Annotated in this window: 17 protein-coding genes; 7 read left to right on the forward strand and 10 right to left on the reverse strand. The window is 67.1% G+C overall.

All coding sequences use genetic code 11. The features are described from left to right. Nucleotides 1-117 precede the first annotated feature (117 nt). From OYT95_RS37810 to upp, 3 genes are read left to right on the forward strand one after another with little or no spacing between them, the layout of a single operon-like run. Nucleotides 118-1,389, forward strand: coding sequence for a GTP cyclohydrolase II (locus tag OYT95_RS37810; RefSeq protein WP_268790520.1), 1,272 nt, complete (start codon nt 118-120; stop codon nt 1,387-1,389). After that, nucleotides 1,386-2,651 carry a URC4/urg3 family protein gene (locus tag OYT95_RS37815; protein WP_268790521.1) on the forward strand — a complete coding sequence of 422 codons (1,266 nt, stop codon included), beginning with the start codon at nt 1,386-1,388 and terminating at the stop codon, nt 2,649-2,651. The genes OYT95_RS37810 and OYT95_RS37815 overlap by 4 nt, the downstream gene beginning before the upstream one ends. A 20-nt stretch (nt 2,652-2,671) precedes the next feature. Next, nucleotides 2,672-3,301 carry a uracil phosphoribosyltransferase gene (upp, locus tag OYT95_RS37820; RefSeq protein ID WP_005246597.1) on the forward strand — a complete coding sequence of 210 codons (630 nt, stop codon included), beginning with the start codon at nt 2,672-2,674 and terminating at the stop codon, nt 3,299-3,301. A 12-nt stretch (nt 3,302-3,313) separates the two neighbouring features. Here upp and OYT95_RS37825 read toward each other — a convergent pair whose 3' ends face one another. From OYT95_RS37825 to OYT95_RS37845, 5 genes are all read right to left on the reverse strand, one after another. Beyond that, nucleotides 3,314-3,655 (reverse strand): HNH endonuclease, encoded by a 342-nt coding sequence (locus OYT95_RS37825; RefSeq protein ID WP_037233907.1) that lies wholly within the window; start codon nt 3,653-3,655, stop codon nt 3,314-3,316. 80 nt (nt 3,656-3,735) lie between these two features. Beyond that, nucleotides 3,736-5,109 (reverse strand): FAD-binding oxidoreductase, encoded by a 1,374-nt coding sequence (locus tag OYT95_RS37830; protein ID WP_128969993.1) that lies wholly within the window; start codon nt 5,107-5,109, stop codon nt 3,736-3,738. Continuing rightward, nucleotides 5,093-6,562 (reverse strand): APC family permease, encoded by a 1,470-nt coding sequence (locus tag OYT95_RS37835; protein WP_037233903.1) that lies wholly within the window; start codon nt 6,560-6,562, stop codon nt 5,093-5,095. Before OYT95_RS37835 ends, OYT95_RS37830 begins: the two co-directional genes overlap by 17 nt. Before the next feature lie 271 nt (nt 6,563-6,833). Then, nucleotides 6,834-7,256: a hypothetical protein gene (locus tag OYT95_RS37840; RefSeq protein WP_112298269.1), complete on the reverse strand. Its 423-nt coding sequence runs from the start codon at nt 7,254-7,256 to the stop codon at nt 6,834-6,836. A gap of 188 nt (nt 7,257-7,444) precedes the next feature. Beyond that, on the reverse strand, nt 7,445-7,927 hold the full coding sequence (locus tag OYT95_RS37845; protein ID WP_037234037.1) for a DUF1931 family protein: 483 nt from the start codon (nt 7,925-7,927) through the stop codon (nt 7,445-7,447). A 189-nt stretch (nt 7,928-8,116) separates the two neighbouring features. Here OYT95_RS37845 and OYT95_RS37850 point away from each other — a divergent pair, with 189 nt between their 5' ends. The 3 genes from OYT95_RS37850 (at nt 8,117) to OYT95_RS37860 (ending at nt 13,959) form a co-directional block, all read left to right on the forward strand. Further along, on the forward strand, nt 8,117-9,646 hold the full coding sequence (locus OYT95_RS37850; protein WP_268790522.1) for a hypothetical protein: 1,530 nt from the start codon (nt 8,117-8,119) through the stop codon (nt 9,644-9,646). A gap of 213 nt (nt 9,647-9,859) precedes the next feature. Further along, on the forward strand, nt 9,860-11,095 hold the full coding sequence (locus OYT95_RS37855; RefSeq protein WP_128638518.1) for a hypothetical protein: 1,236 nt from the start codon (nt 9,860-9,862) through the stop codon (nt 11,093-11,095). Between the two features lie 20 nt (nt 11,096-11,115). After that, a complete protein-coding gene (locus tag OYT95_RS37860; RefSeq protein WP_268790523.1) occupies nt 11,116-13,959 on the forward strand; it encodes an FtsW/RodA/SpoVE family cell cycle protein in 2,844 nt (947 codons plus the stop codon). Here OYT95_RS37860 and OYT95_RS37865 read toward each other — a convergent pair whose 3' ends face one another. From OYT95_RS37865 to OYT95_RS37880, 4 genes are all read right to left on the reverse strand, one after another. Beyond that, on the reverse strand, nt 13,960-14,949 hold the full coding sequence (locus OYT95_RS37865) for a rod shape-determining protein (RefSeq protein WP_268790524.1): 990 nt from the start codon (nt 14,947-14,949) through the stop codon (nt 13,960-13,962). 98 nt (nt 14,950-15,047) lie between these two features. Beyond that, entirely contained in the window at nt 15,048-15,710 is a 663-nt protein-coding gene (locus OYT95_RS37870) for a YwaF family protein (RefSeq protein ID WP_442972577.1), read from the reverse strand. A gap of 74 nt (nt 15,711-15,784) precedes the next feature. Beyond that, nucleotides 15,785-17,131 carry a permease prefix domain 1-containing protein gene (locus OYT95_RS37875; RefSeq protein WP_037233886.1) on the reverse strand — a complete coding sequence of 449 codons (1,347 nt, stop codon included), beginning with the start codon at nt 17,129-17,131 and terminating at the stop codon, nt 15,785-15,787. Further along, nucleotides 17,131-17,493, reverse strand: coding sequence for a PadR family transcriptional regulator (locus OYT95_RS37880; protein ID WP_128638522.1), 363 nt, complete (start codon nt 17,491-17,493; stop codon nt 17,131-17,133). The genes OYT95_RS37875 and OYT95_RS37880 overlap by 1 nt, the downstream gene beginning before the upstream one ends. Before the next feature lie 130 nt (nt 17,494-17,623). Here OYT95_RS37880 and OYT95_RS37885 point away from each other — a divergent pair, with 130 nt between their 5' ends. Then, entirely contained in the window at nt 17,624-18,367 is a 744-nt protein-coding gene (locus OYT95_RS37885) for a Clp protease N-terminal domain-containing protein (RefSeq protein ID WP_037233882.1), read from the forward strand. A gap of 31 nt (nt 18,368-18,398) precedes the next feature. Here the strand turns inward: OYT95_RS37885 and OYT95_RS37890 are convergent, their stop codons facing one another. Next, on the reverse strand, nt 18,399-19,295 hold the full coding sequence (locus OYT95_RS37890) for an SDR family oxidoreductase (RefSeq protein ID WP_128638523.1): 897 nt from the start codon (nt 19,293-19,295) through the stop codon (nt 18,399-18,401). Nucleotides 19,296-19,337 lie beyond the last annotated feature (42 nt).

The following is a 19,337-nucleotide window of genomic DNA, read 5'->3' on the forward strand; positions in this document are numbered from 1 at the left end:
GACATTGTGGCGGCCGAGTGGTTATGCTTCGGTTTCCGGTGGTCGGCAGCATCCGGCGCTGGAGACACGTTCCGGCGGCATGCCGTGCCGCCGGGCCTTCCTTAACGGAGGAACGCCATGTCCGCTGAATCCGTCGCCGCCACCCCCGAGTCCGCCGGCGGCCACATCCGATTGACCTCACACAGCGGCGGTGTCGGAGCCCTGCCGATCCACTGGGGAGCACCCACGGCGTCCGAGCGCGGGCCGGTGGTCGGCACCACCACCAACCGCGCCCACCGCAACGTGATCGGAACGCACAGCGGCTCGTACAGCATCTACCGGGCACTGGCGGTGGCGTCGGGCGCGCTGTCGCGCCACCACAAGGCCGACCTCACCAATACCGCGCCCACCAACATCATCGGCCCGTATCCGCAGTGGAGCGAGCCCGGCAAGATCGTGAGCCTGGACCCGTGGGGCGCCACGGTGGCCGAGGTCTTCGCCGCCGAACTGGCGGCCGGTCACGACATCCGCCCGAGCATCGCGGTGACCAAGGCGCACGTGATCCTGCCGGAGGTCATGGAGGCTATCCAGAAAGGTCGTCTGCATCCGGACGGCCGCTTCCTGCTGCCCAGTGGTGCTGCGCTGGTCACCAAGGCGGCGATCGAACCCGTCTGGCACCTGCCGGGTGTGGCGGAGCGCTTTCACTGCAGCGAGACGGATCTGCGCCGCGTGCTGTTCGAGGAGACCGGCGGCATGTACCCCGAGCTCGTGACGCGCTCGGACCTCGAGGTGTTCCTGCCCCCGATCGGGGGTCAGACCGTGTACATCTTCGGCGACGCGCGTGACCTGGCCGATCCTGGCGTGGAGCTGACCGCACGCGTACACGACGAATGCAACGGGTCGGACGTGTTCGGCTCCGACATCTGTACCTGCCGCCCGTACCTCACGCATGCGATCGAGGAGTGCATCCAGGGTGCACAGCGTGGTGGTGTCGGCTTGGTGGCGTACTCCCGCAAGGAGGGCCGTGCGCTCGGCGAAGTGACCAAGTTCCTGGTCTACAACGCGCGGAAGCGCCAGGTGGGCGGCGACACGGCCAATCAGTACTTCGCCCGCACCGAATGCGTGGCCGGCGTGCAGGACATGCGCTTCCAGGAAATGATGCCCGACGTTCTGCATTGGCTGGGCGTCAGAAAGATCCATCGCCTGGTCTCGATGAGCAATATGAAGTACGACGCCATCACCGGCTCGGGTATCGAGGTCGTGGAGAGGGTGGACCTCCCCGCGGATCTGATCCCGGCCGACGCGCGCGTGGAGATCGACGCCAAGATGGCGGCCGGCTACTTCACGCCGGGCGCAGTGCCGGACGCGGACGAACTGGCGAAGGTCAAGGGCCGGGAGTTGGACGGATGAGCGTGATCGGCGTCCGTCCCGACCTGGACACCGGGCGGGCGGAGGGTGCGGCCGCGGCTCTGCGTACCACGTCGGCTGTGCGGGAGCGCGCACGACAGCTGCTGTCCCGTGCGCGCGAGGGCGATTCACTCTGGTTCGCCGTCGACGACGACGCGTTGCACTCGGCCGCGGCCGAGGTTGCCGACGTCACGCGTGTCCGCTATCCGGACCTGAAGATCCCGTACCACAGCCGCTGGCGCCATTTCGAAGCCGGCGGCGTGGACCGCAAGGCCGAGCTTGACACACGGCTGGCTGCGCTGGACGCGCCGGTCCGCGCTCGCGCCATGATCGACCTGGCCGTGGTCAGCGTGCTGCTCGATGCAGGCGCCGGTCCCGACTGGCATTACGACGAGGTAGCCAGCGGGCAGAGCTTCGCCCGTTCCGAGGGCCTGGGTGTCGCGAGCTGGCACGCGTTTCTCGGCGGCCTGTTCTCGAGCGACGCGGCACACCCGCTTCAGGTAGATGCGGCCGGACTGCGCGGCCTGGATGCGAACCGGCTGGCCGAGGTGTTCCAGGCCGGCCCGTCCAATCCGCTGGTGGGACTCGAAGGTCGCGTGCTGCTCCTGCGACGGCTGGGTGAGGTGCTCGGCGCACGGCCCGACGTGTTCGGCTCGCAGGGCAGGCCGGGTGGCCTGTTCGACCTGCTGGTCGCCCCGCAGGGTGCGGCCACGGCGACGGTCGCTGCCCACGACATCCTGTCGCAGCTCTTGACGTCGCTGTCGGGCATCTGGCCTGCGGGCAACGCCATCGGTGCCGAGCCGTTGGGCGACTGCTGGCGCCATGACGCGGTGGCCGGTCCCGGCTTGACCCAGGGCTGGATGCCGTTTCACAAACTGTCGCAGTGGCTGTGCTATTCGTTGCTGGAGCCCTTCCAGTGGGCCGGCGTTCGGGTGGTCGGGGTGGATGCGCTGACCGGCCTGCCCGAGTACCGGAACGGCGGCCTGCTTCTCGACACCGGCGTGCTCCGCCTGCACGATCGAGCCTGGGCTGCGCAAAGCTGGACGGCCGGCGACGAATTGGTAGTCGAGTGGCGGGCGTTGACGGTAGCACTCCTGGACGAACTGGCCCCGCTGGTGCGCGCGCGCCTGGGCGTGGATTCCCGGGCGATGCCGCTGGCCTGCGTCCTGGAAGGCGGCACCTGGGCGGCGGGCCGTGCGCTGGCACAGCGCTCGCGTGGCGGGCTGCCGCCGCTGGTCGTCGTCAGCGACGGCACGGTCTTCTAGAACGAAACGAGGACGAATACATGGGCACGGTACACGTGATCGACCACCCACTGGTGCAGCACAAGCTCACCATGATGCGCCGTAAGGATGCCTCCACCAACAGCTTTCGTCGACTGGCGAACGAGATCTCCGCGCTGATGACGTACGAGGTCCTTCGCGACATCCCGATGCAGGAGATCGACGTCGAGACACCGTTGGAATTCACGACCGGCAAGGTCATCGACGGCAAGAAGCTGGTGTTCGTCTCCATCCTGCGCGCGGGCACCGGCATCCTGGACGGCATGCTGACAATTGTGCCGGGCGCGCGCGTCGGCCATATCGGTCTCTACCGCGACCCCAAAACTCTCGGAGCCGTGGAGTACTACTTCAAAATGCCCGGCGATCTGCAGGAGCGCGACGTGGTGGTGATCGACCCGATGCTGGCCACCGGCAACTCTGCCGTGGCGGCGGTGGAGCGGCTGAAGGAATGCGGCCCCAAATCCATCAAGTTCGTGTGCCTGCTGACCTGCCCCGAAGGCGTTGCCGCCCTGCACAAGGCGCATCCCGACGTCCCGATCTACACCGCCGCCGTCGACCGCCAACTGGACGAACACGGCTACATTCTGCCCGGCATCGGGGACGCCGGCGACCGCCTCTTCGGCACCAAGTAGCAGGCGCTGTCGTCACAGGGCAGTGGTTTCCGGCGCTTCGAGTTCAGTGTCCGGGTGGGTGGGGAATCGCAGCGCGAGTGCTGTCTTGATCTCGACGTGACGCAGCAGGAAGGCGCGCTCGTCGAGTCGCTTGCGCCGCAGCCAGCCGGTGACCTCGTCATTGCATTTACTGGCGTTGCACGAGCCGCAGGCCGGGGCGATGTTGTCCAGGGTGTAACGCCCGCCGCGGGACAGTGCCTGCACGCAGTCGCGTTGCAGCGGCTTGTCGGTCGCGCCGCAGTACGCGCAGCCACCCCACGCCTCGGTCAGCGCACTCCACTGCTCGGCGGTGAGGTCGTGCTCGACACTCTCCATCCGACGCTTGCGTTTACGGGCGCCCCTGGCCCTGCGACTCCGGTTGACCGCCATCGCCCCAGCGTAGGACTCGGGACGGGTCAGCCGGTGACAGGGGGCACGCTCTGCTCGAAGCTGAACACGTTCTCCGGGTCGTAGATGGCCTTGACCTCGCGCAACCGCTCGCGGTTCGAGCCGTAGTACTCACGTTCCCACTCCGACTCGGCGGCGTTGGGCACGTTGACGTAGGCGCCGTCGCCGTAGGGGCGCAGTGCGCGCCAGAAGTCGGTCGCCCAGCCCAGCGCCGTCGAGTTCAGGGCCGGGTCGTTCCAGGCGGCGCCCGGCTCGCAGTAGAACAGCGCGTCACGGTGCGGGAACGCGGATCCGCCGGGCGGCGCCTGCCGCACAGCCCCACCGAAGCTCGAGCAGAAGAAGTTGCTCGGCGGACTGGGCGTGTTACCCATGCAGCGGACGATCAGATCGATCGCCTCGTCAGGGAAGGGGCGGGTGACGAACTGCGAGTAGAACTTCCAGAGTGCGACGTCGTTCGGCCCCCTGTCGACCTCGCCGTACACGGTCGGCCAGGCGTCCTCCGTCACGCTCACGTCGGGATTCCCGATCGTCAGCAGCGAGCGCAGCTGGTCCTCGAGTTCTCGCCGCGAACCGCCGTACATCAGCGCAGACAGTTCGACCGCGCTCGAATCCACCTCGAGCGCGCTGGTCAGCCGCTCGTCGGCGACCGGCGCGTCGCGTTGCCACGTGCGAAGCAGGGCGGCCAGGTCGCCGTGACCGGTCCACCGCGCGACGAGGAATGTGACGTTCGAGAGCTCGTGAAGCCTCAACGTGTAGGACGTCGCAATCCCGAAGTTACCGCCGCCTCCACCACGGCACGCCCACAGCAGGTCGGAGTTGCTGTGCTCGGTGGCCTCCACGATCTTCGCCGAGCGCGAGCCGTCGGCCACCACGACCTCCGCGGCGAGCAGGTTGTCGCACGCCATGCCCATGCAGCGGGTCAGCAGCCCGAAGCCACCCCCGAGAATCACACCACCGAGACCGACGCCGCCCTCCGAGCCGGTCGGTACGACGAAGCCGCGTTGCCCGAGGGCCGCGACCGTCTCCTTCTGCGTCAGACCCGTCCCGACCGTCGCCGTGCGTGCCGTTTCGTCGATCACGATGCTCTTCATCCGACTGACGTCGACGACCAGCCCGCCGTCGATCGACGACCAGCCTTCGAGGCTGTGGCGGCCGCTGCGGGCACGCAGGGCGATGCCTTCCTCGCGAGCCCAGCGGACCGCATTGATCACGTCCTGTGTGTCACAGCAGAACACGATGGCCTCGGGGTACCGGGAATACAGGCGGTTCCAGCCGACCCGCGCCGCCTCGTAGCCGGAATCGCCCGCACGCACGACCTCACCCGTCAGCTTCGCGACAGTGGCAGTCAGGGGCTTCACCTCACGATCAGTGTGAGAAGACATCGGCGTCTCCGGGCTCGGTGTCCAGTACCTCGCGTTTGAAGATCAACAGGTAGGCGAAGTACACCCCGCCCGCGAGGAGCAACCCGACCGCTATCAGGATCGAGGTCACGGCACTCGAGGGCGACACGATGACGAACAGCACGACAGCCGACCAGACCAGCGCACCGATCGCGACCGGCATTTCGAAGCGACCGAGATCGAACGCGCCCTCCTTACGATCCAGTCGTCTCCGCACCGCAAGATAGAGGACGATGATCGCGCCGTAGAGGACCGCCGAGATGACCGTCCCGACCGTGAGCAACTCCAGCAGTGCGCCACCAGGCAGCACGGCCATCAGGACGACTCCCACGACGACGATCAGGATTGTCGCCGGAATGGGTGTCTGCGTACGCGGGTTGACCCGGCGCATCAGTCGGTAAGCAGGGAAACGTGCGTCGCGCGACATCGCGAACACCATCCGCGAGCAGGTGGCCAGGGTCACCATCCCGGCGCCGAAGAATGCAAACGCGATCGCGACCAGCAGCGTCCTCTCCATCACCGGACCCAGCTGATCGCGCAGGATCGCCGCCACCGGCGTGTCACTGGCGCTCACCCGGGGGATATCTTTGATCGCGATCGTGAGCGCGATCAAGAACACCAGTCCCAGCACAGCCGCCGCCACGACCGATCCCACGATCGCGCGCGGGACGCTGCGAAACGGATCCTTGGCCTCTTCAGCCATATTCGCCGCGGAGTCGAAGCCGACGAGCGTGGCGAGCCCCATGATCATCGCAGCCATCAACCCGCCGCCGACAGCGAAATAGTTGGGGGCGCCCTCGGTGATACCGCGCGAGGTGAGGTTGTCGACCGAGCCCTCGCCCGTGATCGCCACAGCGACGAAGAGTCCGATTGCCAGCACCACGACGATCACCAGTTCGAGCCCCACCGCGCCCGACGTGATCAAGCCGACGAGGCGCGTCGAGAACACGACGAGCACCGCCTGAACAAGCACTACGACGAGCGTGATCACGCGTGCCGTGTCCTCGTCGGGCTGCATGCCGAACAGCGGCATGAGCGCGGAGCTTGCCATCGCGTTGTCGACCGTCACCACGCCGAGTGCCAGGTAGCAGAAGGTCAGCCAACCGAACAGCCAGCCGACTTTCGGGTTCGCCAGCCGCGAGGCCCATTGGTAGGAGGAGCCGCTGAGTGGGATGCGGGCCGCGAATTGGGCGATCACCAGCGCCACCAGGGTCTGCCCCAGTGCCACGATGACCCAGAGCCAGATTCCCACCGGCCCGGCGTCTCGGAGTACGTCGTCGTAGGTGCCGAAGATCCCGACCGCCACCGAGATGAATGCGAACGAGACGGCGAACACCTGAAAGGAGCCCAGGGTTCGCTTCAGCTCCGGTTTGTAGCCGCAGTCTTGACATTCTTGATCGGCGTTCTGTGCGCCCATCACGTTTTCTGCCGTCATCTCGGCCGCCTCACGTTCAATCGGGAACTGCGGAGAAGTGGAATCGTTCGAAGAGACCCGTCACAACGAGGCTCGTTCCGCGATCAGAGCGAGACCGGTCTGTTTTATCGTCCTCCTCGAGGGTGTGGATGTCATCGATGGTTCGTCTGTCTAAATACTCCGAGACGCGCACGGCACGCGTCATCGCACACGTCTCGGCCGCCGAGGCCATTGGCCCCGGCGGCCGCGAGACTGTACTAGTGATCCTGAGTGAGTCGGCGTCGCACCAATGTCACATCCAGGGCATGTCGGGATCGAGCGAGTGGGAGATCACGCCGTCGTCGGGCTCGAGGGGGTAGTTGACCTGGTGGATGGTGGCGCCCTGCTGGGAGTGCACGGAAGCGGCGGCGGGGCCGAAGAGGGATGTGCCGCCGGGCTCGACCAGGGTGGTGCCGGGCTCGACGAGGGTTACCTGGTCGGGCACGTCCTCGTCGGGGGCGTCGCAGGCGACCATGGGCCATGCGTTTGCGCAGCCGATACGGTCCCTGACCTCGACCTTGTACGGGGAGAGTCCGGATTCGGGGGAGACGACTTGCGGGAACGTCGACTGGGCGGGTGCGGCGGCGGCAGTGGCGCTCTGGGCCATGAACATTCCCAGTCCGAGGGCGGCGCCCGTTGCGGCTGCTGCGGCGATGCGTGTCTTCGTCGAGTTCATTGCGTTGCTCCTGAGTGTGGTGTGTGGATTTCCGTGTCCCCTTGTGGACGAACACCAGTCTTCGCCGGAACGCGGGCCCGGCAACGCCCCCTAAAGGGGTGATCGGCCATCCATCCAGGGGTGGATGTTTGCACCCCAGGGGGAGTTCCGAATGCGTGAAAGGGCAGTGGCCTATTGCGGCCGGGACGTCAGAGATAGAGGTCGACGAGGGTACTGATCACGGACCAGTGCGTGGTTCGTGCCCGCACGGTTCTCAACTCGGGGTAGACGGTGCGGAAGGTGCGCGCGAGGGCCACGCTGAGTCCGCCGGTGATGTCGGGCAGCCCCGAGCGGGTTTCGGTGGCGAGGATGCCGTCGAGAGGCGGGTAGTCGGCCAGCCGCTCGACGATCGGGTCAACCCGAAGGCTGGGGCCGAGCTCGCGGAACAACCCGATGTTCTCCTGCAACCCTCTGGTGATCGGCAGGTCGGTGGGTTCGACGATGTGCCGGTGCTGGGCCGCCGCGCTCTCCTGCGCGACGAGGAGCAGGTCGTAGAGTTTCGCGGTGACGACGTCGTCGAATCGGTGAAAGTCGTCCCTGACGACGCCGAGGCTGGCGACGTCCCGGAAGATGTCCGCGAACTGGTCGAACGTCATGAGCGCCCCGTGGCTTCCGACCTCCGCACGTTCCATGAGGTGATCATCCTCCGCGATGCGGTCACACATCCGGCGAACCGCGCGCACAGGGTATGCCGTTGTCCGGCACGACGTCCTGCGTCCGGTGTGAGGGCCGTCCTGTCCACGCTCCGGACGTGAGAACCGGGCCTGTGTGGTCTGCTCATGGGTTGTGCAGGACCACGAACAGCGAGTACAGCGAAAGATATGACGTCGACGAAGTGGACGCGGTGGTTGCCGTTGGCCGCCGTCGCGGTGCTCGTCGTCGTGCTCGCGGCGAGCGGGATGATTCCCGTCTGGCCGGGACTGCTGCACCTGGTCGCGCTGCCGCCGCTGGATCAGTTCGCGGACCTGCGACTTCTGCTGGTGCTTACCGCCTCGTGGCCCCAGTTCCTGGTGCTGCTGGCGGTGGTATCGGTCGTGCGGGTCATGCTGATGGCCTGGCTTCTCGGTGGACTCGATGCCCGACGCGTCCGCTTCGCCGCGATGTTCTACGCGACGGCGTTCGGCCCCGTACTCCTGGCGACGCTCGGTGACGCGACCGCCTACGCGGCGCTGTATTCGCGGGCGTTCTGGCCGGCGGTGGCGCTGATCGGACTGCTGGTCGTGATACTCGGGCCGGTCCCGTGGCAGGGCGAGGTCACCCTGCGCGGGGCGATGGCGCGGGCGTGGCGCCGCGGCCTGCGGATCGAGGTGATGGCGCCGTACTGCGCGGCGGTCCTCGGGCTCGGCGCTCTGGCCGACCGGGCCCCGGCCGTCACTGTGCTGCTCGTGCCGATCTCGGCTGCGGCGACGGGACTGACGGTGTGGGCGATGGACCGTGCGCCGCTCACCCGGCCCGTCACGGCGCTCGCTGCCGTCCTCGTCGCGTTGACTGCGGCGTCGGTGGTCTTTGTTCAGACACGACGCTATGACGATCCGGAACCCGGGTCACCACAGGCCGGTTCGCTGTTCATCATGTCCGGAATCAATTCGCGTTCGGGGCAGGGGAGCATGCACCGGGCGGACGTGCGCCGGCTGGGTTACGAATGCGATCAGGTCTACTACTTCTCCTACGCCGGCCCCGGTGACGGACAGCCTCAGCGCGACTCGACGTGTCCGATCAGATCGGGGGCCCCGTACGAACCTGCCGACACCCAGCGGCCCGTCGAGGAACAGGTCTCGCTGTTTGCCGAACAGATCGCGAACCTGCAGCGGCCGTTGACCGTTGCCGCACATTCCCACGCCGCCTGGATTGCGTGGGAAGCGGTCGCCACGGGTCGGGCGCGGGTCGATGTGCTGGTGCTGGTGGGTGTCTTTCCGGAGACCCCGCTCGGCTTTCCGCCTCCGGATGTCGACCGACCGGGCAGGGTGTTCGGCGACCTGTTGCGGTGGGCGGCGCCCGTGACCGACGTCGTCTTCTTCCACTTCGACCCGGACACGCCCGCGGCACGGCAACTGCTCGGCACCGCCGGCAGCGCACAAGCCATTCTCGGCGAGCCGCTGCCCGGGGAGGTGCGTGTTCTGAGTATCACCTCGGCTGCCGATCTTCCGCTGATGCCGCACGGCTGGAGGCTGGACGTCGAACGCAATGGCTGCCCGGTCCGCGCCGCACACTCGTCGCTGCCCACATCGGCAGCCTTCGACGACGAGGTGATCCGGTTCCTGGACCACCGGGATCCTCCACCGTGCCCGATGTCGCGGGACTGGGGTGCGATCGTGATGCGCGCGTTCGGCGTACCGCCGAGCGGGAGCTGACGGACACAGGTGCGCCCCGGCGGTCCGGATCGACGACACCGAATTGTGTCGAAGCGGACGAGGCGATTTCTCGGACGCCGGAGTGCGCCGCGGAGTTAAATGAATGACGCAGGCGTAATGGATTTCGGCAGCGAGTAAGCCCAACTCAAGGTCCGCCGCCGCCCGCTCCGGTCGCGTCTCAACCGTGCGGGAGGCATAGCGTCGGGGTGCGCGATGATCGAAGCAGTGACAGGGCTCCTTGCGAGGAGAACCGAACCCGCCGATGTGCGATCCGACTCACCCGAACACATGGATCACGACGAACGTGTCGGCGGCGTCGCACTCCGAAGACTCCTTGCGGTGGCGACGTTGACACCAGCGCAGGCCGCGCTGCTCGTTGCGGATGCGCTCCATCAGCTCGAATTGGCGCGTGGCGAGTGGCCCTACCCGCTCCGCCTCCGGGAAGTGACGGTGTCCGACAGTGGCCAGCTCACGATCGAGTGCGCGGACAGTGCGTCCCGGCACGACACGAACGAGGAGGTGGCCGACCTTCTCCGAAGTATCGCGACGAACGGCCGCGATTCGGCACTGGCCGACCGGTTGCACGAATCGCTCGCCGAAACAACGGATCTGGATGCGTTGGTGCAAAGGGTTCGTCGAGCGATCGCACCGGACGTCGACCCGGCCGAGGAGAGAAGGAAGCGCTGCCAACTCGCCGGGCTCGTCGCGGCCACCATGGGACGGCCGCGTCCTGACAGCCGGGTGGTGGGGGAGCGAGCGGACGTCGAGGACTGGCCCTTTGTGGCGGCCGGACCCACCCTCGCGCCGTCAGGATGGTACCCGCCGGTCCGGAATCCGTGGCATCGCAAGAGGAGACGGCCGTCGAGGCGGCAAGGAGCAGTCGGCCTGATCGCGATCCTGCTGCTCGTCGCTGCAGCGTGGATGGCTCCACGGGTGTGGTCGGAGCTGCGCCGGGGATGGGACGCCGTCCTGAATCCCGTGAATCCCACGGAGCAGAATCAGATTCGGGCCGTGTCGCCGCCGCCTCCACCGGAACCCCCGGCTGATCAGCCGGCGCCGCCGACGATCGATGCCGGCCGGCCGCCGCCGCCCGTCGACGTCGGTGCCCCCGCAAGCGCGGGGCCGATCACCCTCGTCACGGTCACACGCGCCAACGGGGAGTGCCGGCCCGGGCAAGCATGCGCGATCCGCGTCGACATTCGCCTCGATCCGGCAGCGGCTGTCGGCGCCGTGACCTGGAAGGTCAACGTGTACGACCGCTGTTCCGGCGAGGTGCGGGCCACCAGTGACGTGACACTGCCCGTTCAGCCCGGATCACAACAGGTGTACGGCATCGTCCGGACGGATCTGCCGCCGGACGCCGCGCTCGCCGTCGCGGCCGTCACCAGCGCCCCGGCGACGGCCGCGTCCGAGCCGCTGCTGGTGCCCGCCGAAAACGCTCGCTGCTGAGCGCCGGGGGGAGGGGTGGGATGCACGACGGCAAGCACGACGACAAGCACGAATCCGACCCGTGGATCGTCGGTGCGGCGATCGTTCTCGTCGTGCTCGGCCTTCTGAATTTGCTGTCGACAGGGAAGACGGCAGATGCTGTTCGCCACACGCTCTTCGCCGTTGCCGGTCTCGGCATCATGTATGTGGTGTCCCGCCTGCGGATGAGCGATCTCCGCGCCTTCGGCTGGGCGGTGTTCACCGTGGCGACCGTGTTACTGGCGGTCGTGCCGCTCGCGGGGGTCGCGACCAAGGGTGCTCAACGTTGGCTGGACTTCGGCGTATTCACCGTCCAGCCGTCCGAACTGGCCAAGCTCGCTCTGGTTCTCGTGCCCGCGAGCATGCTCGCCGTGGGGTTCACCCTGGCACGATTCGTCGCGACCCTCGTGATCGCGGGCGTGCCCATCGCACTCGTCGCACTCCAACCCGACCTGTCGACTGCCGTCGTCCTCGTTGCGACGGCAGGATTCATGCTCATCCTCGCCCGGGTCCCGCTGCTGCCTCTGGTTCCGCTGTTCGTCCTGGGTATCGCGTCGCTTCCGCTGGCCGTGCTCTTCCTCCGTCCCTACCAGCTCGAACGGGTGCACGTGTTCCTGTCGAGCAACGCCGACCCCGCCGGCGCGGGATGGGCCGAGTTGCAGGCGAACATCGCGATCGGTAGTGGTGGGCTGTGGGGTCTGGCGCGTGACCCGCTGTACGACGTGCGGGCCGAGTATCTACCCGAATCGGAGCACGATCTCGCGTTCGCCAGCCTCGTGTACGGGTGGGGTCTGATCGCCGGACTGGCCGTCGTGGTGGCGACCTCGGTCATCGTGTGGCGGGCAGCCCTCGCCGCGCGAACGGCGCGGACCCGGGAGGCTGCGCTCGTCGCGGCCGGGATCGGTGGACTGTTCGGGATCCACGCGCTGGTGTCGATCGGTCAGAGTCTGTCGCTGCTGCCCCACACCGGGATGCCGATTCCCCTCTTCAGCTACGGGGGTACGGCCGCCATCGTCGGATTCGCCGCCATCGGACTGATACTCGCGGTGCGCAGAGACGGCGTCGCGCGACCCCTGTGGGCCCCGGATCCCCGACGGCGGCGCCGACCGCGCGGAATGTCGGCGGGCACGCTGACGATGACCGCGGCACTCGTCGCGATGTCGATGTTCGCCTGGCAGTTGCAGCACGACCGGGGTGCTGAATTTCGGGCGATGAGCGACCAGCAGATGATGCGGTGCATCCGCCTGCCCGCAGAGCGCGGGCTGATCCTCGACCGCAACGGTGTTCCTCTTGCGGTCAATGTCGCCGAGTATGCGGTGGCGGTGGTCGCTCGGATGTTCGAGGAGAACGACGACGACGCCCGCAACCGGCTCGCCGCGCTGCTCGGCACGTCCCCCGGCGGGTTGGCGGACCTGATCGACGCCGGTGGCGAGGGGGAGTCTCAGGTGGCCGTGGGCAGAGTCGCACCCGACCAGGCTCGGCGCATCGTGGATGCGCGACTTCCCGGTGTGCTCGTGGTGCCGTCCGGTCGCAGGCAGTATCCCTATGGTGCCGTGCTCGCTTCCGTCCTCGGCCACGTCGGGGTCGCCGACGCCGACGACATGGAACGCTGGCCGCATCTGGCGCTCGGGTCACGGGTCGGCAAGGCGGGACTCGAGAAGCAGTACGACGCTCTGCTCCGCGGCAGCGACGGCAAACAGTGCATCTACGTCGATCCATCCGGGCGTCCGGTGGCCACCGGCGAACGCGTGGACCCGGTGCGGGGCCACGATCTGCGCTTGCACCTCGACATCGGTGTCCAGAACCTGGCCACCGACGCGCTCGTGGAGGCGATGCGAACCAGCAAGGGCGACCTCGGTGCCGCCGTCGTGATGGACGCGCGGACCGGAGCCGTGCTGGCCCTCGCCAGCGTCCCGGGGGCCGACAACAACGTCTACGGACCTCCGGCCGACCTCGTCGCCCTCGCGGCGCAGAGCCAGACCCCGGGGCCGAGCGCGTTGGTCAACAACGCCACCCAGACCGCGGTCCCGCCCGGTTCCACCTTCAAGATCGTCGTCGCGGCGGCGAATACCCGATACCCGGTTCTGTCGCCTGACACGGTGATCGACACGGGCGCGGCCTACACCTACGGTGGCCACACCTTCCGGAACTGGCAACCGATGGGCCCGCACAATCTGCTCCAGGCGATCCAGTGGTCCGACAACGTCTACTTCTACAAACTCGGTGAACTCCTGGGCCCGGAGAAGATGGCGGACGTCGCGGGGCAACTCGGCGTCGGCCGTCGCTCCGGGATCGATCTGCCCGGCGAGGCCGAGGGATTCCTCGGCACCCCGGAGAATGTCGGAAGTATCGGGGCCACCTGGTATCCCGGGTCGACCCTGTTGATGGGTATCGGGCAGGGCACCGTCAGCGCGACCCCGATCCAGGTTGCGCGCTGGACGTCGGGCATCGCCACGGGTGCGATGGTGACGCCTCAGCTCGCGGCCGCATACGGGTCGGAACTGACCCCCATCCCGACAGCGGAGCCGCAGCGCCTACCGTTCGCGGACCTGCTCGGTCCCGTCCGGGCAGGCATGCGGGCGTCCGCGTCGGCCGGGACCGCCGGGCAACTCGCGGACCTCCCCGTACCGGCCGGCGCGAAGACCGGCACGGCGGAGGACCCGTCGGCGCCCGGGGAAGGACTCAACGCCTGGTTCTCTGCGGTCGCGCCGTTCGACGCCCCCCAGATCCAGGTGTCGGTGTTGATCCGCGGCGGTGGCTTCGGGTCGGCGACAGCGGGCCCCGTGGTCAAGAAACTCCTCGAACACTACTTCCCGCGACCGTCCGCGCCGCCGCCGAATCGGTGATCAGGCGCTGTAGGCGGCAACCACCTCAGGGTGCACCAGACACGCCGTAGCGCCCTCGGCGACGCAGGTGAGTGGGCGCTCGGCCGTTTTCACCGGGAACCCGAAGGACTCCTCGAGCAGCTGGGACAGACCACGCAGCATCGCCCCGCCGCCGATGACGAGGAGCCCTTCCGACATCACGTCGCCGATCGCCTGGGGAGGAAGGTCCTCGAGACACTCGGTCAGTGTCTGGACGATTCCGGTTGTGGTCGGACGCAACGCATCCACGATCTCCTCGGTCTCGAGTGTGACGAATCGCGCCCGGCCGGTGACTGCGTCGCGGCCCTCCACGACGAGTGACTGCCCTTCGTCGGTGTCCGGTGCGCCGAGCTTCGCCCGCTCGGCGGTGAGTTCGCCGACCACGATCTTGTGCTCCGACCGCAAGTACTGGTACAGCGCGTTGGTCAGTTCGTCTCCCGCGAGTCGGCAACTGCGGTGGGAGAGAATGCCACCGAAACAGATGGCGGTGATTTCCGAAGTGCCGCCACCGATGTCGACGACGAGGTGGGCCCGTGGTTCGAGCGGGTTGATCCCGCAGCCGAGGGCACCCGCGACCGGCTCCGGCACCAACCCCACTTTCCGCAGGCCCGCCTCGTGTCCGACCTCGAGCAGTGCCCGACGCTCGAGCGGGGTTGCGCCCGCAGGGACCGAGATGACGGCCTTGGGACGCAGACCGTATCGCCTGGCCGAGGAGACCCGTTTGACGACGGCCGTGACGAATGCCCGCGCCGACTCCAGGTCCACGATCACCCCGTCACGCAACGGTCGAACCGGCGTGATTCCGATAGGAGTGCGGCCGACGAGACTTCGCGCCTCCGTGCCGATCGCGAGAGCACGATGCGGATCCTTCGTTCGAACGAGCATGAAGGACGGCTCGTTCAGTACGATGCCGTCGTCGGGAGTTCCGACGACAGTGTTGGCAGTTCCGAGATCGATACCAAGTCCACCCACGTCGGCCTCCAGAGGGATTCCAGCGAGATGGATCTGATGTTACGCAGCAGCAGCGTCATTCGGAAGATAACGCGCGACACCAAAGACGCCGGACAACGTCAGGACGGCAGAGGGCCTTCGTCGGTGCGTCGTCGTGCCCGCTCCCACGGCCAGGTCATCAGCGCCCACACGACGAGAATCAGCATTGTCGCGGTCACTAGGTACACCGGCCAGGGACCCAGCACGTCCAGGAGGGTCGCGGTGGCGGGCTTTCTGTTGAGGAAGCCGTAGTTGGTTCCGGCGATGCTGTTGAACGTGAAGGTAGCTGCCGCCCACACGACCGTGACCAGGACCGTGAACCGGTAGCTGCGCCACCGGGGCCGCATCCTTCGTCCCCACGTCAGATAGATGGCCGCCCAGACCACGAGCAGATGAATCGCCCAGAACGCGAGGAACTGGTAATGGGGAAAGTCCGGGCCGGTCAGAACAGGCGAGATCAACGCCTGGGTGCTCAGCACGAGTCCCCAGTAGTACGTGAGTGCGTAGGCCCACTGCGCCCGGGTCCACAGCGCACAGGCCGCCGCCACGGTCGCGAGATCGGTGAGGCGCAGCGGCACCGAGTCGGCGATCGTGGGCGGAATCGAGAAATGAACCAGTGTCGCGCCGTATATCGCGGCCGTCAGCACCGCGAGGACGCGGCCCAGGCGTCGGGCCTGCGATTCGGTCTGCCTTCGTCCGAGCCAGACCAGAATCGCGGCCCCCACGACGAACAGCACGATCATGGCCCAATAGGACGGTCCGTACGCCGTGAATTCCCCTTGCGAGGAGAACACTCTCGTTCAGCTCCGCACTGTCGTCACACGAAGTCGAAAACCGGTGGGAGAACGCCGACCATCAACGCCGCCCACACGCCGAAGACCGGGAGGTAGCGGGTCTGCCAGCGTTCGGTGGAGCTGAATCCGCGGCGGCCGCGAAGGAACCCGACGATGAGGTGAGCCGACCACGCGAGGTTGACGAGGAGGACCAGATTCATTCCGAGCGCCGCCACCTTGTTCGGGGTGAAGCCGAATTCCGCGATTCGCGTGAGCATGGCGAACAGCATCAGCAGATCGACCGCGAGGGCACTGACGACGAGGACGAGTTGGAGGCGGTCGAACAGGTCGGGCGGCAGGTAGGGGTCACGGGCTGAGATCGCGTACAACAGCAATCCGAGGACGACGACGAGGATGAGATCCATCAGGATCAACAGATTTCGGTCGACGTCGACGACGCTGCCGGTCGTCGCGAATGCCGTCAGCAGCACCAGCAGCATGAGAGTCGTCAGGGGGGTGAACACGCGGGTGAGGACTGGGGCGATGTTCTCGACCACATTCTGCTTCGCCTCCACGAGCCATGCGGCGACGATGACCGCGCCTGCCGCCCCGAACGGCAGCACCCAGTCCTCGATGAACCACTCGACACTCAGGCCGAGTGCGTCGAACGCACCGATCGTCAGGCCGATGAGGACGCCGCCGCCGAGGGCGAGGAGGGTCAGGTAGACGACCCATTCGCCGGTGAAACGGATGAAGTCCATTCGCCGCCGATCCGATCGCCACTGACCCCCGACGTACGCGAGGCCGACGGCGAACCACAGCGCGATCGGTGCGTGGATCGCCGCGATCACCTCGGTGGAACCGTTCGACGCGAACGGGAAGACGTTCAGAAGTACCGCCGCCAGAACGAACGGCACCAGTAGTACCGCGGCGAGGCGGGGCGTCACCTGACGCTTCCAGGCGAAGTACGCGGCGAGGAACGGGAGAACGAAGAGGCTGAGGTTGCGCGCGAGGTCCTGCTCGTCGAGCGTCGCGACGCCGGCCTTGACCGACAGTGCCGCGCCGACGGCGAGCCCGAGAACGACGAACAGCTCACGCGTGGGGCGAGTGCCATCGCCATCCGACGCGGCGGGCATCAGGACGAGTTGCTTCCACAGCCGATCGGAGTGCTCGCGTGCGAACTCGCGGGAGATGTCGTCGACGTTGCCCATGCGTTTGACCGCGACGAGGAATGCCTCGTCGGCCTTCAGCCCGGCGGCGGACAGGTCCGAAATTTGATCGCGTAGATGGTCTTCCATCTCGTCGGTGTCGGCGGCGGATATCGCGTGACGGCGTTCGACGTAGCCCCGCCACTGACCGATCTGCGATTCCAGCTCCTTGTCGGTATCCATCACGTCCATCCTTCGGCGGAGGCGGGGGGCAGCTGGACGGAGCGCCACACCTGGCTCAGAGCCTCCGCGACGACGTCCCATTGGGCGCGCCGTTCCGCGAGCATCTCCCGGCCGGCAGCGGTGATCGTGTAGTGCTTGCGTCTGCGCCCGCTGTCGGAGGCTCCCCACGACGCCGACACGTATTCCAACCTTTCCAGACGATGCAGAAGGGGGTACAACATTCCGTCGGTCCACTGAATCCGTCCGCCGGACAGGTCGTTGACTCGCTTCAAGATTGCATACCCGTAGGACTCGCCTTCCGCGAGAATTCCGAGCACGAGGGGAGTGGCCGAGGCCGCCACCAGATCTTTCTCAATATGCATAGAACCCCTATCCCTAGATCTGCTAGTCATCAAAGTAACAGATCCGGTCGCGGGTCGGTGGGCTGCCGGCGGAAGCCGCAAGCGACAACCTGGGGTTGACGCTGTCGGATCGTCAACCTAGAGTTGACGCATGGAGAATTCGGACCGCACGACCCCACCCATCCGGCTCGACGAGCTCATCGATGCGATCAAGAAGGTGCACGCAGAAGCCCCGCTCGAGCAACTCACCGACGCGGTTCTCGCTGCGGAACACCTCGGTGAACTGGCCGACCATCTCATCGGTCACTTCGTCGACCAGGCTCGCCGCTCGGGGGCATCGTGGACCGAAATCGGCAAGAGCATGGGTGTCACGAAGCAGGCCGCGCAGAAGCGGTTCGTCCCCAAGGACCCCGGGCAAGCCTCCGACCTCGATCCGAATCAGGGATTCAGTCGGTTCACTCCGCGCGCACGACAGGTCGTGGTGATCGCTCAGAACGAGGCCAGGGCCGCTCGCAACGCCGAGATCCTGCCCCAGCATCTCGTCCTCGGACTCCTGACCGATCCCGAAGGGCTCGGCGCCCGGGCGATCGCCGCGCAGGGGGTGGAACTGGATTCGGTCCGGCACGCCGCAACCGCGACGCTGCCCCCCGCGGTCGAGGAGGTGCCCGCACTCATCCCCTTCGACACTCAGTCACGCAAGGCGCTCGAACTGACATTCCGTGAGGCGCTTCGTCTGGGGCACAACTACATCGGCACCGAGCACATCCTGCTCGCCCTGCTCGAGGTCGAGGACGGGGTCGGTGTGCTCACCGGACTGGGTGTGGACAAAGTTGCCGCCGAGGAGAACATCGCCGCAAACCTCGCCGCCATTGTCGCCGCCCGCGAAAAGGAATGACCTCTCAGGATCTCCGTCACCCGTGCAGTGCTCAGGTGAACGGCGTCCCGCCGGTCACGCCGAGCACTTCTCCGGTGACGTAGCTGGATTCGTTCGATGCGAGGAATACGTACGCGGGTGCCAGTTCGGCCGGCCGGCCGGGCCTGCCCAGAGGCACGTCGTCCCCGAATTGCCGATAACCGTCGGCGGGCATGGTCGCGGGGATCAGCGGCGTCCAGATCGGCCCCGGTGCAACGGCATTGACCCGGATTCCTCGTTTCGCCACATCAGCCGCCAGTCCTTTGGTGAAGTCGATTATGCCCGCCTTCGTGGTGGCGTAGTCGAGGAGCCCGGGAGACGGATTCATGCCCTGGATCGACGAGGTGTTCACGATCGTCGATCCAGGTTCCATGACGGCGACGGACTTCTTGCACAACCAGAACAGCGCGTAGAGGTTCGTCCGCAGGACACGGTCGAACTGCTCGGTGGTGATGTCGGCGATACCACCGGTCTGCACCATCTGAAAGGCGGCGTTGTTCACGAGGATGTCGAGACCGCCGAGTTCACGGACCGTCAGGTCGACCAGGGTCTGACAGTGGTCCTCCGACGTGATGTCGCCGGTCGCGACGACGCCTCGCCGGCCGGCTTCTTGCACCAGTCGCACCGTCTCCCGCGCATCCGACTCCTCGGCGTTCAGGCAACTGACGACGACATCGGCGCCCTCGCGGGCAAACGCGACCGCCACCGCTCGTCCGATGCCCGAATCCGCGCCGGTGATCAGGGCACGGCGGCCCTCGAGGCGACCGCTACCCCGATAGGACCTCTCGCCGTGGTCCGGGGCGGTCACCATGTCGGAGGTCAGTCCCGGGTGCAGTAGCTCCGGTTGATGTTCGCGATCGGGAGCGGGGTACTGCGTAGTGGGATCCTGCCGGGTGTACTGGTCGGCCATTCTCGTGCCCTTCTTCGTCTTCGGTCGAATCGGCAAGCAGGA

Origin of the sequence: Rhodococcus sp. JS3073 (assembly GCF_026810085.1) — a bacterium.
GTDB classification, from domain to species: Bacteria; Actinomycetota; Actinomycetes; order Mycobacteriales; family Mycobacteriaceae; genus Rhodococcus_F; species Rhodococcus_F wratislaviensis.